At 42.8% G+C, this 13,637-nt stretch carries 17 protein-coding genes and 1 pseudogene; all 18 read left to right on the top strand.

The features are described from left to right. Positions 1 to 272 precede the first annotated feature (272 nt). The 18 genes and pseudogenes from CA600_RS29085 to CA600_RS31405 all read left to right on the top strand — a co-directional run bounded on the left by CA600_RS29085 (position 273) and on the right by CA600_RS31405 (position 13,528). The gene (locus CA600_RS29085; protein ID WP_094874591.1) at positions 273 to 644 is read left to right on the top strand and encodes a CDI toxin immunity protein; all 372 of its coding nucleotides are present in this window, start codon (positions 273 to 275) and stop codon (positions 642 to 644) included. 215 nt (positions 645 to 859) lie between these two features. Next, positions 860 to 1,051, top strand: a complete 192-nt coding sequence (locus CA600_RS29080) for a hypothetical protein (RefSeq protein ID WP_094874590.1) — start codon at positions 860 to 862, stop codon at positions 1,049 to 1,051. Between the two features lie 39 nt (positions 1,052 to 1,090). Continuing rightward, a pseudogene (locus CA600_RS32240) lies at positions 1,091 to 1,204 on the top strand (GNAT family N-acetyltransferase); the annotation flags it as partial. 76 nt (positions 1,205 to 1,280) lie between these two features. Beyond that, positions 1,281 to 1,886, top strand: coding sequence for a class I SAM-dependent methyltransferase (locus CA600_RS29070; protein ID WP_094874589.1), 606 nt, complete (start codon positions 1,281 to 1,283; stop codon positions 1,884 to 1,886). Positions 1,887 to 2,055: 169 nt separating this feature from the next. Next, complete coding sequence (locus CA600_RS29065; RefSeq protein WP_094874588.1) at positions 2,056 to 2,916, top strand: PHP domain-containing protein; 861 nt, start codon at positions 2,056 to 2,058, stop codon at positions 2,914 to 2,916. 5 nt (positions 2,917 to 2,921) lie between these two features. Continuing rightward, a complete protein-coding gene (locus CA600_RS29060; RefSeq protein ID WP_094874587.1) occupies positions 2,922 to 3,623 on the top strand; it encodes a GntR family transcriptional regulator in 702 nt (233 codons plus the stop codon). Between the two features lie 19 nt (positions 3,624 to 3,642). Further along, complete coding sequence (phnG, locus tag CA600_RS29055; protein WP_094874586.1) at positions 3,643 to 4,074, top strand: phosphonate C-P lyase system protein PhnG; 432 nt, start codon at positions 3,643 to 3,645, stop codon at positions 4,072 to 4,074. Between the two features lie 20 nt (positions 4,075 to 4,094). Beyond that, entirely contained in the window at positions 4,095 to 4,685 is a 591-nt protein-coding gene (gene phnH / locus CA600_RS29050; RefSeq protein ID WP_094874585.1) for a phosphonate C-P lyase system protein PhnH, read from the top strand. A 4-nt stretch (positions 4,686 to 4,689) separates the two neighbouring features. After that, complete coding sequence (locus tag CA600_RS29045) at positions 4,690 to 5,799, top strand: carbon-phosphorus lyase complex subunit PhnI (RefSeq protein WP_094874584.1); 1,110 nt, start codon at positions 4,690 to 4,692, stop codon at positions 5,797 to 5,799. Between the two features lie 3 nt (positions 5,800 to 5,802). Beyond that, positions 5,803 to 6,672: an alpha-D-ribose 1-methylphosphonate 5-phosphate C-P-lyase PhnJ gene (locus CA600_RS29040; RefSeq protein ID WP_094874583.1), complete on the top strand. Its 870-nt coding sequence runs from the start codon at positions 5,803 to 5,805 to the stop codon at positions 6,670 to 6,672. Beyond that, positions 6,669 to 7,523 carry an ATP-binding cassette domain-containing protein gene (locus CA600_RS29035; RefSeq protein WP_094874582.1) on the top strand — a complete coding sequence of 285 codons (855 nt, stop codon included), beginning with the start codon at positions 6,669 to 6,671 and terminating at the stop codon, positions 7,521 to 7,523. Before CA600_RS29040 ends, CA600_RS29035 begins: the two co-directional genes overlap by 4 nt. Before the next feature lie 25 nt (positions 7,524 to 7,548). After that, on the top strand, positions 7,549 to 8,730 hold the full coding sequence (gene phnM, locus CA600_RS29030; protein ID WP_094874581.1) for a phosphonate metabolism protein PhnM: 1,182 nt from the start codon (positions 7,549 to 7,551) through the stop codon (positions 8,728 to 8,730). 17 nt (positions 8,731 to 8,747) lie between these two features. Beyond that, positions 8,748 to 9,473 carry a phosphonate C-P lyase system protein PhnL gene (locus CA600_RS29025; protein WP_094874580.1) on the top strand — a complete coding sequence of 242 codons (726 nt, stop codon included), beginning with the start codon at positions 8,748 to 8,750 and terminating at the stop codon, positions 9,471 to 9,473. 97 nt (positions 9,474 to 9,570) lie between these two features. After that, a complete protein-coding gene (locus CA600_RS29020) occupies positions 9,571 to 10,632 on the top strand; it encodes a phosphate/phosphite/phosphonate ABC transporter substrate-binding protein (RefSeq protein ID WP_256990054.1) in 1,062 nt (353 codons plus the stop codon). Between the two features lie 41 nt (positions 10,633 to 10,673). Further along, positions 10,674 to 11,462: a phosphonate ABC transporter ATP-binding protein gene (gene phnC, locus CA600_RS29015; protein WP_094874579.1), complete on the top strand. Its 789-nt coding sequence runs from the start codon at positions 10,674 to 10,676 to the stop codon at positions 11,460 to 11,462. Continuing rightward, positions 11,452 to 12,237, top strand: coding sequence for an ABC transporter permease subunit (locus CA600_RS29010; RefSeq protein ID WP_094874578.1), 786 nt, complete (start codon positions 11,452 to 11,454; stop codon positions 12,235 to 12,237). Before phnC ends, CA600_RS29010 begins: the two co-directional genes overlap by 11 nt. Before the next feature lies 1 nt (position 12,238). Continuing rightward, a complete protein-coding gene (locus CA600_RS29005) occupies positions 12,239 to 13,108 on the top strand; it encodes a PhnE/PtxC family ABC transporter permease (protein WP_094874577.1) in 870 nt (289 codons plus the stop codon). A 246-nt stretch (positions 13,109 to 13,354) separates the two neighbouring features. Next, the gene (locus CA600_RS31405) at positions 13,355 to 13,528 is read left to right on the top strand and encodes a hypothetical protein (protein ID WP_179281772.1); all 174 of its coding nucleotides are present in this window, start codon (positions 13,355 to 13,357) and stop codon (positions 13,526 to 13,528) included. Positions 13,529 to 13,637 lie beyond the last annotated feature (109 nt).

Below are 13,637 nucleotides of genomic sequence, written 5' to 3'. Positions count from 1 at the left end.
GGTGCGTGGGTTCGAATCCCACTCTCTCCGTTCTGAATTACATAAGAAGAGCTTCCATTTTGGGAGCTCTTTTTTGTTGTGTGAAATTATTTTGCGGTGGCTAAATACGAATTATCTGGAATTGAGGAAGTACCTGGGGCAGATCACTTTAAGTAGTGATTTGTCTTTTTTAATCTGAATTATCAATGATCATATTCTATATTTTGGAAGGTGAATAGAGTGAGAAAGGCGAATGTTTACTGAAGTACACTCAAATAGAAGACATTCGAGAAATGGCATTTGAGTATCAAATGCATCATTGGCATCCAGAGACTATTATATTTAGTTCAGAGAAATCGAAGGAAATATATAAAGGCTTTAGTACAGAGTATAAAATCACATTTTATGGTCGAATTGAATGGTTAAATTATGATTTTATAGAACTAACGGCAGAAATAATAGAAAACATCAAAACATATATTGATTGCTCAAACGAAATGTATGTATTGTGGAGTCATAGCGAAGATCCAGTCATACAAAACACATTAGAATCAGCATTAAAGAATTTAAATGATGTAACTGCTGTCTCACCAGATGTATGGCTTTATCGACCCAATGAATTTGTAATTGAGATCTTTCATGATGGAGTTATAAGAGGACATTAAAAATACTCGCCTCAACCTCCCAGTGCATATCATTCACGCTTCGGGCTATTCAGTTCTAGATCGGTCAGAAGGAAAGTCGAAGAAGGTACGACAGGCAGACAGCCTTTCAAGTTTGGGTATACGGACCCTCGTTGGGTGCCTTCAGCTTCTTAGATTCATACCTGCGGAAACCACCTGTTGTAGTAAGGGGAAAAACATTTGAAGGAGGGTAATTAATGGATAATATATTATTGATAATATTTGGAATTATTTTGTTAGTATTTATTTTTTCTGTTTTTATATTAATAATTCGAAGTGCAATCGATGGATCAAATACGTCAAAGAAGATGGATGTTTTAATTGATGAAATTAGAATGCTTAGAATAGAAATTAAGAGCAACAAACATATAATTGATAAGAAGGTTTAAGGTGTTTCATTGAAGCGAAAATGTTCCGATAAGATTGCTTTTATCAAATTAGATACATTCAGTTTTCAAGCGCCCGAATTATACAAGAAATATGGATATAAAGTAATTGCAACGATCGAAGATGCTCCACTTGGGAGTAAGCACTTTTACTAAAAGAAGGATCTTAACCCTGAATAAGATCAGTTAATGAAAGTATTATCAGCATCAATAATCAAAGGAGCAGAAAGACATGGAGCTTTTTAAGCAAATACCCTTGTACAGATTTTTGGCATTATGTAATGAAAGTGGCATGAAAAAGACTATATTAGATTGTGGGGCAGGAGGGGATACTCCTCCACTAAGTTTGTTTGCAAATTATGGATACGCTACTTATGGAATAGAGATGAATGTCGGACAACTCAAAAGAGCGAATCAGTTCGCAGCAGAAAGAGGCCAGACTTTAAACATACAACAAGGCAACATGAGAGAGTTGGCAATAAGCGATGAGTCTATAAGTTTTGTGTATTCTTATAACTCTATTTTTCATATGAGAAAAACAGATGTAAAAGAAGCGATAAATGAAATGAAACGGGTGCTAAAATCAGGGGGATTATTATTTGTTAATTTTCTTACCCTTAAAGATTTTCGAGTGGGTGATGGCGTTGATTTAGGAGAACATCAGTATGAACAAATGGAAGATGATGAATTAGTAATACACTCTTATTATGATTATCATGAGGCAGATTCTATGTTTGATGATATGCAATTAATATATAAGGAAGATCGAGTGCTGGAAAGAAAGTTCGAAGGTGAATGGATACGCCAAGGATTTATTGATTACATATATAAAAAATAGCTGGTTGGTAATAAATGAAGAGTAGAGCAAGTCCAGAGTATCATCCTGGGCTTGCTCTTTTTTATGTCTAAATGATTACAATTCTTAACGTCCCGCTTACACTGCCATGACCCTTGCTACTTGGCATCAAGTTAGAATGGGCTCAAGAAGTAAATTGAAGGAGGAAGCTATGAAAGTTGAGCTGCACTGTCACACGAGAATGTCGGATGGTTCACTTCATTTTGCAGAGCTGCTGGAGCTTGCTGTTCAAGAGGGAATTGGACATCTGGCTGTTACCAACCATGATACAACACAGGGACTAGCTGAGATGGACGAGATGTGCAGAGCACATGGCATCGAATTTATCCCAGGTATTGAAATATCAGGCTATGATGCTGAACGTCAACGTCGAGTTCATATTCTTGGCTATTTTATTGAACAGGATCACAAAGCTATTGATGTTCTATGTAGACCTTTACTTTTACGGCGTCATGAAGGCTGTCGTTTGGCAACTGAACGGTTAATCGAAGCAGGATATAACATCTGCTGGGAGGATGTGCTGAACTATGCCGCGGGTGGAACGGGAGTGTATAAGCAGCATATTATGCATGCGCTGATTGATCAAGGATATACGGATCGAATTTATGGCGACTTATATAAAAAGCTATTCTCACGAGGGCAGCGAGGGGAGCAGCCTGGCATTGCCTATATTCCAACAGAATATGTCGATGCGAGAGATGCAGTTCGAACCATTATTCAGGCAGGTGGTGTTCCTGTACTAGCGCATCCGGGTCAATACCAGAGCTTTGAAGCTGTAGATGAGCTTGTGCAGGCTGGTTTACAAGGGATTGAGGTATGGCATCCACTGCATGGAGAGGAAGATGAGCTTCAGGCACAGGCACTGGCATTGAAATATAACCTGATCATGACCGGAGGGACAGATTTTCATGGCTTCTATGGTGAAAATCCTATCACACTTGGCAGTAAAAGTCCTGACGCTGCAGTTGTGATTGCACTGAAGGAACGCAAGTCATTACTGCTGTGGGGGTGATCAGAATGTCTGAAGAAATGGATATTGTTGATTATTTGGTAGCTTCTATTCAATCAGGCGAGTATGTGTCTGGCGATAAATTGCCATCTGAGCATGAACTTGCAGAACAGTTCAAGGTTCCACGTATGACTGCTCGGAAAGCGTACGAACGATTGCAGGAGCTGGGGCTTATTTATTCCATGCAGGGGAAGGGAAGTTTTGTTCGGGATAGAAAACTGCGCATTCCCCTCGCTCTCTCAGGTGGCAAAAGCTTCAGTAAGAAGATGATCGAGCTCGGATTCAATTATGAATCCATGAACATATTCTGTGAACCTGTGGAGTCGAATCATAAGATCGAAGCAACACTTGGCATTGGTGATGGAGATCGTGTATTCAAAATAGGGCGATTGCGCAAGATCGATGGTTGCCCCGTCGCGCTTCATATCTCTTATGTGGCGGAATCGCTATTTCCGAACATTGAACATGTAGGTCGGGAGATATCTTCCATGTTCGAATTTTATGAACGACATGGATATACAGATTTCCAATTATCAGAATCCATATTAAGTATCACATATCCGATCAAGTATGAACGTGAGCTTCTAGCCTGCTCTAGCTTGATTCCCTTGCTAGTCCTGAATTCAGAGTGCAGGGATAAGGAAACGGGCCGGATGATTGAATGCAGCAGAATTATGTATCGCGGAGATATGTTCACGTATGAGCTGTAGCAAAGAAGGAGGTACGTAAATGAACCGTAGACAACGAACTGAAACATTAATTAATAGCTCATCTAATCTAGCGGCTGTTCTGGCTGATGAGATCAAAGGCCGTTACGACATTGACCTAATGGAGGAACCTAATCATGGTCTAGTAATGGTAAAGGTCAGAGAAACAGCTAAGAAAAGCCTGTTTTATTTGGGTGAGGTGCTAGTTACGGAGTGTAAGGTCCAGATTGCCGGGAAAATGGGTGTAGGACTTATTAAGGGTGACGAGCCTGGAAAATCGTATGACCTTGCTGTAATTGACGCGGCTTATGCGGCTGAATTAGTGGAGACAGCGGCATGGTCTGCCAAGCTACATATGGAACATGCCCTTCTTGAACAAGCCTATCTAGCAGAACACGCTAAAGTAATGCAAACGAAAGTAGATTTTGAGACGATGGACACCGACTCAGAATGAGATCCGAAGGGAGAACATATATGATGCTCGATATGGTTCATGATATTCAATCAGTATACCGCAAATTAGTTCACAGCATGTCAAGACCAGGTACGATCACAAATCTCTCGGAAGAGGCTGAGAAGCTGGATAATCAAGGCGTGTTTCCCAGTACTCAATTGATCGCTCGCACCCTGCTAGATACAGAAGTTACCTTCAGCATTGTTTCTTCGCGAGCAGCAGAGATAACTAGCTTATTTAGCCAAATGACCTATGCAAAGGAAGCTGCCATTGAAGCGGCAGATTATATTTTTGTGCTGGAGGATGCTGTTTCTGGTGCCTGGCTTGAAACGATACAAGCGGCGAAAGTCGGTGAGTTGATTGATCCTCATGCGGCAGCCACGATCATTGTTGAAGTAGAGGATTTATTCGGTGGTACAACATTGCGTCTATCAGGTCCTGGAATCCTGACTACAGCTTCCATAGCTATGAATATGAGAGAAGATTGGGTTGAACTTCGTGCTGATCGTAACGGTGAGTTTCCGTTAGGTGTAGATCTTCTGTTTACAGATGTAGACCATAGAGTTCTTGCCTTACCAAGAACGACACAGGTCGTGAAAGAGGAGGTATAGCCATATGGGTTACGTAGCAGTGAAAGGTGGTACGGAGGCCATTGAACAATCGTTACTACGACTGCAGTATGAGCGATTACGTAGTGGCAAGGTACTAAAGGTTGAAGCCATAAAAGCAGGCATGCGTGGTCTTGTTGACCAAGTGATGTCGGAGAGTAGCTTATATAGCGAGGAGCTTGCAGCGCTTGCCATTAAGCAAGCGGAAGGTAGCCCGGAGGAAGCTGTTTTCCTACTGCGAGCCTATCGCTCGACCTTGCCTCGTAAGCATTATTCAAAAGACGTAAGTTCAGATGAGATGCGTGTCGAAAGACGAATTTCGGCTTCGTTTAAGGATATCCCTGGCGGGCAGATTTTAGGCGCATCTACAGATTACTCTCATCGCTTATTGGATTTTGACCTGATGGATGAGACGGAGATAACGGTTGAACATTGGCTCCAGGAATTCAACCAAGATCAGGTGATTGGCGACGAGCAGGAAATCACTTCACAAGTCGGTTCTGTCCCGAAAGTGCTGGATTACCTGCGCCAAGAAGGTCTGATTGCTGACTGTCCCACCGACTTCAGTGAACCAGACGATGTTACCCGAACGAGCTTAACATTTCCTGCAAGCCGCAGTGAGAAGCTCCAAATCTTGACCCGTGGGCAGACAGGGGCTCTTACGTCACTCGCTTATGCTGTCATTCGAGGCTATGGTATGGTGCATCCCACCGTCGGAGAGCTCCGCGTTGGGTTGCTTCCGGTATACATCGATAGCCCGCTGTATCCTTCAGATAATGAGGGTGATAGTTATTTTATCGGGGATATCAAGGTGACAGAAGTGGAGATGCTTGTTCCTGCCATGGTCGAACGGGAAAACGGGAAGAAGGAATTAAACTTAGAGTTCGGCTATGGATTGTGTTATGGACAGAATGAAACGAAAGCGATCGCGATGAGCATCTTGGACAAAAGTCTTGAGCAAGGTGATAAAACCATACCAACGCAGAACGAGGAATTCGTTCTATTTCATATCGATTCTGTAGAATCAACCGGCTTTATCTCGCATTTGAAAATGCCGCACTATGTTACATTCCAGGCAAAGCTGAACGATGTGCGCAAGACGCGTAGGGAGGGATAGGCCATGCGAATCCAATATAACTTTGCATTTCTTGATGAAGGGTCAAAGCGCGAAATTCGTAGAGCGACATTAAAAGCCATAGCGATTCCTGGATACCAGGTGCCGTTTGCTTCGCGGGAGCTGCCTGTCGGTCGGGGTTGGGGAACGGGAGGATTGCAGCTCACACTGTCGTTAATTGGAAAAAACGATGTTCTGAAGGTTATTGACCAAGGCTCGGATGAATCTGTGAATGCCGTTAGTATCAAAAAGCTGATCGACCGAACGACAGGAGTCCCATCCGTAGAGGGTACAGAAGCAGCTACACTCATTCAATCTCGCCATCGTATTCCAGAGATTCCCCTCAAATCAAATCAAATTCTGGTGCTTCAGGTTCCGATGCCGGAGCCGCTGCGGATGTATGAATCCAGTGAGCTAAAGACGAAGCGTCTGCATGGGGAGAATGACTACAGCGGTGCTTGGTTAATGTTGTTCGAGCAAATTATGAAGTACCGGTCCGTTTCTACAGGTGCAGATCATCCCGTTAGCGTACAAGATCGTTATGTCATGGCACCAAGTCCCATTCCTAAATTCGATAATTCGAAGCTGCATTATTCGCATGCACTGATCCTGCTTGGAGCAGGTCGTGAGAAGAAGATTTATGCAGTCCCACCCTATACAAAGGTGGTTTCGATGGCTTTTGACGATGTTCCGTTTGAGCCTGAGACGTTCAATGGGCATAGCTGCAAAATATGCGGAGCCGAGGATACATTCATGGATGAGCTGTATGACCAGGAAGCGGACGAAACCTACTATCAATGCAATGATACGAGCTACTGCCTAGATCGCTTGAATCAGCAGGCTGAGAACAAAGTGTTAAAAGAGGTGATCTCATGATTGCTCAGCGTCAGCAAGATAAACCTATCATGACCGTGAAGCATCTCAATAAGCAATTTGGCCCAGGCTGTAAGCAGTGCAGTCAACCGGAGCATCGTCAATTGGAAAAAAACTTCTGCCGCACTTGTGGCACGGTGTATGGCTGTCAGGATATTTCCTTCGATTTATACCCTGGAGAAGTGTTAGGGATTGTAGGGGAGAGTGGAAGTGGAAAGTCGACATTGATGCGTTGTTTATACTTCGATGAAGAGGTTACATCAGGCGAAGGGCAGATTCAACAATATAAGGAGGGGCTGCGAAATATTTTCATGGAGTCCTCTCAGCAGAAGAAATTTATACGTAATCATCTGATGGGAAAAGTCTATCAGAATCCCGTACTAGGGCTTCGGATGAAGTTCTCGTCTATCGGCAATATTGCCGAGAAGATGATTGCAGCGGGCAATCGAAACGTTGCGATGATGGAGAATCGTGGCGGCGAGCTGCTGGAACGTGTTCATATTCCCCTTGCAAGGATGAAGGAAGCACCCAAGAATTTCTCCGGAGGTATGCAGCAGCGGGTACAAATCGCCAAGGCGCTATCCAATAATCCTCCCATTCTGCTGTTAGATGAAGTAACAACGGGACTGGATTTATCTGTCCAAGCGAATGTGCTGGACTTGATAAAGCATCTGCAGCGTGAACTGAAGATCAGCATACTTCTCGTATCGCATGATCTTGGTGTTATCCGTATGCTAGCAGATCGAACGATGGTGATGTTAGATGGCAGAATCGTGGAACAAGGCTTAACGGATCAAATACTTGAAGATCCGCAGCACGCCTATACGCAACAGCTTGTCCATTCATTATTATAGAGATTTCTCAGGAGGAGGTCATCTGATGTTATTAATAACAAACGGAACAATTATTACGGATGAAGCCCTACTAGTTGATTATGATTTGCTCATCCATGAAGATCGGATTGCTCAGATTATCCCTCGCGGAGAGGTGACACCAGATGTGGATATGGAAGTTGTCGATGCAAACGGAGGTTATATAACACCTGGCATGATCGACATTCATTCCGATTATATCGAACATATGACAGCACCTAGACCTACTTCACTGATAGATTTCCAGATTGGGCTACGGGAGACAGAAAAAGAACTCATCGGCCATGGGATTACGACAATGTACCATTCCTTGTCGATATTTAAATCTGCCGATTACAAATATCGCCCAATTCGAGAGCCGGAAAATGTACGCAAGCTGATTGATTTAATTGATAGCACACATACCCGTAAGCACTTGGTTCGTCATCGGTTCCATGCTCGTTTTGAGATTGATAATATCGACCAAGTTGATAATTTGAAAAGCTACATTGAAGAAGAAAAAGTGCATCTTGTTTCCTTCATGGATCATACTCCTGGTCAAGGTCAATATCGTGATCTGGAAGTGTACAAGACAACGGTTCTTGGCTACGATACGTTATCGGATGATCGGATTGCGGTACTGATCGAGAATCATCAGACGAAGGAGAAAATGACTGTTGATGTGATTCGGGAAATTGCAGAGCTCGCAAGTGCGAGAAACATAGCAATCGCCTCGCATGATGATGATTCACTGGGAAAGTTAGATCTTGTGAAGAGCTTCGGGACGGCGATCAGTGAGTTTCCCATCACGTTGGAGATTGCTCGCAAGGCTAAAGAAATGGGGTTATTCACGGTAGCAGGTGCGCCGAACGTCATCCTTGGCGGCTCACATACCGGTAATTTATCTGCAACGGAAGCCGTGCAGGATGGTTGCATCGATATTCTATGTAGTGACTATTATCCAGCTTCTATGCTCCATGCTGTGTTCCAGCTCGCAGGCTCTTTTCCACTGGATTTAGTAGAGATGTTTAAGCTAGTAACCTTGCATCCAGCTCAAGCGGTGAATATCGCAGAGGATTACGGCTCCATAACGGTAGGCAAAAAGGCCGATTTACTGATTATCGAACGACTGGAGCCAGATCACTTCCCAGTAGTTACAGGTGTAATTGTAGATGGCAGGCTGATTCAGAAAACGAATTACAGAATTTAATCCAAGGTGGTGATGACGTGGATCATCTGTTATCGATCAAACATCTGTCCAAATCATTTACATTGCATAATCTGAATAAACATATTCCGGCTGCACAGGATGTGAACTTGCATTTACAAGCAGGAGAGTTTGTTGGGATTACTGGCAAGAGCGGAAGCGGCAAGTCGACGATTCTGAAATGTATCTACCGTACATATCTGCCTCATACGGGCAACATATGGTACCATTCGTCGAAATATGGCGTCATTGATCTGACAACGGCTTCTGAGCGAATGATCATTGAATTGCGAAAATTTGAGATAGGTTATGTCTCGCAATTTTTGAATGTGATGCCGCGGACAACAGCAAGAGAGCTTGTTCGTGAAGCGATCATGGAAATGGGACATGAGCAGGAGATCGCTGAAGCAGAAACCGTACGTATGCTGGAGCACTTTGAACTGGATCGCAGCTTATGGGACAGCTATCCAGCTACATTTTCTGGTGGTGAAAAGCTTCGTTTGAATATTGCTAGAGCGATGGTGAAGCGGCCAAGACTTCTCTTATTGGATGAGCCTACAGCAAGCCTTGATCAAGCTTCTAAACTTAAGGTGAAGATATTGATTGAACAGCTAATGAAGGAAGGTACGACCATGCTGGGGATTTTTCATGATCTTGAATTTATGCATGATCTCTGTAATCGAGAGTACCACATCGAGGGTGGGCATATGAGTCTTTCAAGTAATAACGAAAAAATTACAAATTAATTAAATAAAGTAAACATTAAGAATATATCACGAAAATATTCCAGATATACAATGGAGTTAAGAAAGATAAATTAGGATTTGAGAGGGGTAAATTCAAGTGAAAAAGATGTTACTATCAACAATTCTTACACTATCACTTATCACGGTAGCAGGTTGCAGTTCAAATGATAGTGAGGCATCTGGAGCAGCAGATTCAACAACGAAATCAAAGGATACAATCACCATGGTATGGTATCCAAATGAATCAGGGGCGGATCTGCAAGCTACTCGCGATGAATTTTCCAAACTTATTGGCGATGCTACAGGGAAAAAAGTAATTAATCAAACAACAACCGACTATATAATCGCGATCGAAGCTATCGCAAATGGCAATGCGGATATGTCATTTATGGGACCACAAGGATACGTTGAAGCACATGCCAAGAACGATAAAGTACTTCCGCTGGTGGTACCTAGTGGGGAGTCTGGGACGCTCGATGATGCTTTGTATTACAGCTGGCTAAGCGTGAAAAAAGGGGAAGAAGAAGCTTACAAGACTGGTGACAAATTTGCTATCGATAATATTGTGGGTAAGAAATTCTCATTTGTCTCGAACTCTTCTACTTCAGGATTTAAAGTTCCAGTAGCGGGTATCTTGGGTTATTTTGGTACACAGGATAAGTACAAGAGCCTTACGAGCGATGATCTTTTACAAGGCGGCAAGGATGAATTTTTTAGTGAAGTACTTTATGGGGGCTCTCACCAAGGTTCCGCGGTTAACCTGCTGACTGGTAAAGCTGACGTTGCGGCATTTTGTGATACATGTGTAGCCAACTATGTGGATCTGGAGTCCGGAACAGACAGTAAGCCAGGTGCAGTTTATAAAGTGAAGGAAGGCGCTGCAGAGCCATTCAATACCTTGATTGGTAAGGAATTCTCGTTAATTTCTACAACAGCGGTATTGAACTCACCGATTACAATTAATACGGAAACGGTAAGCGCAGAAGATCAAAAGAAGCTTGAGACGTTATTTACCTCTGATGCTGTGACTAAGAATACGAAAATTTTCCTTCCAAAAGATTCAAAGGAAACAGGCATTTTCAAGCAAAAATCAGGAAATGAAAAATTCTTAACCGTTGATGATGCATGGTTCAATCCGATCAGAGAATTGACGCAATAATTGGGCAGCAAGAAGACATTGATCTAACGAGGGAGTTAACTATGACAACGTTATTGGAATTCAAGCACGTATCAAAACAATACAGCAAGGATACAAGAGCGTTATCTGATGTCAACTTCGCTGTGAAAGAAGGAGAGTTCCTGTCCATTATTGGACCTTCGGGAGCAGGTAAATCCACTCTCCTTCGTTGTATTAACCGTATGATCGATGCTAGCAGCGGAGAAATCATGTTTGAAACCGATAATATTATGAATTATAAAAAAAGTGAGTTAAAGAAGCTTCGAACTCAAATCGGAATGATCTTTCAACATTATAATCTCGTAAATCGTTTAAGTGTCATTGAGAATGTCTTGCATGGCCGACTGGGTTACAAGTCGACCATGGCAGGCATACTTGGTCTCTATTCGAAGGAAGAGAAGAAGCAGGCCTATCATATCTTGAACCTTCTTGGTCTGCAGGAGCAAGTTCATAAGCGCTGTGATCAATTGAGCGGAGGACAAAAGCAACGTGTCGGCATTGCACGGGCACTAGTGCAAAATCCTAAACTGCTTCTCTGTGATGAGCCGATCGCCTCGCTGGATCCAAATGCTTCCAAGACAATTATGGAGTATTTGCGGAGGATTTGTTCTGATATGGGGATTACTGTAATTATTAATTTGCATCAGGTGGATGTAGCTATGAAGTTTTCTGACCGCATTATTGGCGTGAACGAGGGATCGATTGTTTACGATGGCCCTCCATCTGAAATCACAAATGAACTGCTGAGAACCATTTATGGAGCAGAGCTGGATGAATATATGACGGAAGAAAGGGATACGTATGCAGGATAGGTTCTTTCTTCGTAAACGTTTAAACACGTCACTCTATTGTGCATTGCTTTTTCTTATCACGATGGCTGCAATCATCATTACACAATATGATATGGTTAAGGGCTTTACGTCTATACCGAAGGCGGCGGAGTGGGCCGTTAGCAACTTTTATCCGAATGCAAAAGCAATGACGCGGCTACCTAATATTCTGGATTCCTTAATGGAGACCTTGCTGGTGTCGATCGCTGCAACAACGGTAGCGGCTATATTCGCTTTCTTTTTTGCTATACTTGGCTCCACTACGACTGGTGTAGGCGGTGTATTTAGTTTATTGAGCCGCTGGATCGCCACCTTGTTTCGGAACATTGATGTCGCTGCATGGTCGATGATCCTACTGATTTCTTTTGGGCAGAGCGTGATGACAGGGTATTTTGCCCTTTTCTTTGGCTCCTTTGGATTTCTAACCCGTGCTTTTATGGAATCTATTGATGAGGTTAGTAATAGCTCTGTGGAAGCTTTACGAGCGACAGGTGCCAGCTATTTCTCAATTATCGTACATTCGGTGATTCCATCCAGTATTCCGCAGCTTATTAGTTGGATTCTATTTATGATAGAAACAAATATTAGACAGGCTACACTCATCGGGATATTAACAGGGACAGGTGTTGGCTTTTTATTCAGCTTATATTATAAAAGCTTGAACTACAGCTCTGCTTCTCTAGTAGTGATCGCAATTATAGCCGTAATATTTATCATTGAAGCAGTCTCCAACTATGTCAGGAGGGTGATTTTGTAGTATGGAACTTCAAGAAGCTGTTCGAGCCCCCTATGAACGAGAGCACTACAATGATCGCTCCCCAGATGAGTTGATCCCGCGAAAGCCGTTCAACAAAGGCTCGTTTGCGATTATAATGACATTGCTCGTGCTCGCTTTTCTAACCGTGTATGGATTTTTCTCCTTTGATTATAAAGATTTGGACTTCGGAGCAGCCATTGATTCGACACTGCAGACACTACGAACTATGTTCTTTTCACCTTCTATTAATCATTTCAATTTCAGTCATGCGTTATACCAGGTGCTAATCACGTTAGGACTTGCATTTCTAACAACATTATTTGGCGCTGTGATCGCTTTGTTTCTGGGACTTTTAGCATCACGTAATTTATCCTCCCCACTGTTGTCGACCATCGTAAGAAGTGTCGTTGCTTTTATCCGCGCTGTTCCTACCGTACTATGGGTACTTATCTTCGCTGTTGCCGCTGGTCTGGGCAGTGTTGCAGCTGTCATCGGTATGACCTTTCATTCCATTAGCTATCTAGTAAAAGCGTACTCAGAATCATTTGAAGAGCTGGATAACGGAGTGATTGAGGCGTTGAAAGCAAGTGGAGCGGGCTGGTGGCAGATTGTCTTTCAAGCCGTGATTCCTTCGTCCATAACATACTTAATTTCTTGGACCTTTATGCGACTGGAGATTAACTTCGCTGTAGCAGTAGCCATGGGAGCCGCGGCAGGAGCGGGTGGTATTGGATATGATATGTTTATGGCGAGTGCATTTTACTATGATGTGAGAGAGATTGGAGCTATAACGTATTTCATTTTAGTCCTAGCCGTTCTGATGGAGCTGCTCGCAACCCGTTTAAAGAAGACATTGAAGGTTAAAGTGTAAAGCTTTCTTTTAATCTAGTTGTAAGAAAAAGCATTTGTTTTGGTTCCAAATTATGTTAAGTTATAAATCTGTTTGACAGAACACACAAGTTAGAGCCTATAAGGGCTCTTTTTTTGTTAGTTAGCGGGAGTGAGGAACATGGATATTAGGAAAATAGAACGTTCAATCACCTATGCAAAAGTCACATCAAGGGGATATGTCTTATTATAACGGTCTTGCGGGACTGATCTTTGGTGGGCTTGCTGCGTGAATCATACTATTGAAATTGTTCGTTACGAGGATCATGGTCCTAGAAGGAAGCTTCTTTATGTTCATGAGATACACGGCGACTCCAGGGAACAATATGAGGAGATCAAGGCAAGGATTAGACGTGATTGGGCTATAGAGAGGATTGAAGCATCGAAGAATGCTACAGGCTGAAGTGGTATGAAAAAAATGCTTGCCATGTCTTTATATTTCTGGTATCATAATTTTTGTTGTCACGTTAAGACAACCTTGCTAAGGCCCGTTGGTCAAGGGGTTAAGACAC

Origin of the sequence: Paenibacillus sp. VTT E-133280 (assembly GCF_002264385.1) — a bacterium.
In the GTDB taxonomy this organism is placed as follows: domain Bacteria; phylum Bacillota; class Bacilli; order Paenibacillales; family Paenibacillaceae; genus Paenibacillus_AQ; species Paenibacillus_AQ nitricinens.
Note: the sequence above shows the minus strand (reverse complement) of the source record. Positions and strands in the feature narration are given on the sequence as shown.

What these genes read in the sequence shown, in the direction of transcription:
- CA600_RS29065 (WP_094874588.1), top strand. Translation starts at nt 2,056, where the DNA reads ATGAAAGTTGAGCTGCACTGTCACACGAGAATGTCGGATGGTTCACTT.
- phnM (WP_094874581.1), top strand. Translation starts at nt 7,549, where the DNA reads ATGTTATTAATAACAAACGGAACAATTATTACGGATGAAGCCCTACTA.
- phnC (WP_094874579.1), top strand. Translation starts at nt 10,674, where the DNA reads ATGACAACGTTATTGGAATTCAAGCACGTATCAAAACAATACAGCAAG.
- CA600_RS29060 (WP_094874587.1), top strand. Translation starts at nt 2,922, where the DNA reads ATGTCTGAAGAAATGGATATTGTTGATTATTTGGTAGCTTCTATTCAA.
- CA600_RS29070 (WP_094874589.1), top strand. Translation starts at nt 1,281, where the DNA reads ATGGAGCTTTTTAAGCAAATACCCTTGTACAGATTTTTGGCATTATGT.
- CA600_RS29045 (WP_094874584.1), top strand. Translation starts at nt 4,690, where the DNA reads ATGGGTTACGTAGCAGTGAAAGGTGGTACGGAGGCCATTGAACAATCG.
- phnG (WP_094874586.1), top strand. Translation starts at nt 3,643, where the DNA reads ATGAACCGTAGACAACGAACTGAAACATTAATTAATAGCTCATCTAAT.
- CA600_RS29035 (WP_094874582.1), top strand. Translation starts at nt 6,669, where the DNA reads ATGATTGCTCAGCGTCAGCAAGATAAACCTATCATGACCGTGAAGCAT.
- CA600_RS29040 (WP_094874583.1), top strand. Translation starts at nt 5,803, where the DNA reads ATGCGAATCCAATATAACTTTGCATTTCTTGATGAAGGGTCAAAGCGC.
- CA600_RS29010 (WP_094874578.1), top strand. Translation starts at nt 11,452, where the DNA reads ATGCAGGATAGGTTCTTTCTTCGTAAACGTTTAAACACGTCACTCTAT.
- CA600_RS29085 (WP_094874591.1), top strand. Translation starts at nt 273, where the DNA reads ATGGCATTTGAGTATCAAATGCATCATTGGCATCCAGAGACTATTATA.
- CA600_RS29005 (WP_094874577.1), top strand. Translation starts at nt 12,239, where the DNA reads ATGGAACTTCAAGAAGCTGTTCGAGCCCCCTATGAACGAGAGCACTAC.
- CA600_RS29080 (WP_094874590.1), top strand. Translation starts at nt 860, where the DNA reads ATGGATAATATATTATTGATAATATTTGGAATTATTTTGTTAGTATTT.
- phnH (WP_094874585.1), top strand. Translation starts at nt 4,095, where the DNA reads ATGATGCTCGATATGGTTCATGATATTCAATCAGTATACCGCAAATTA.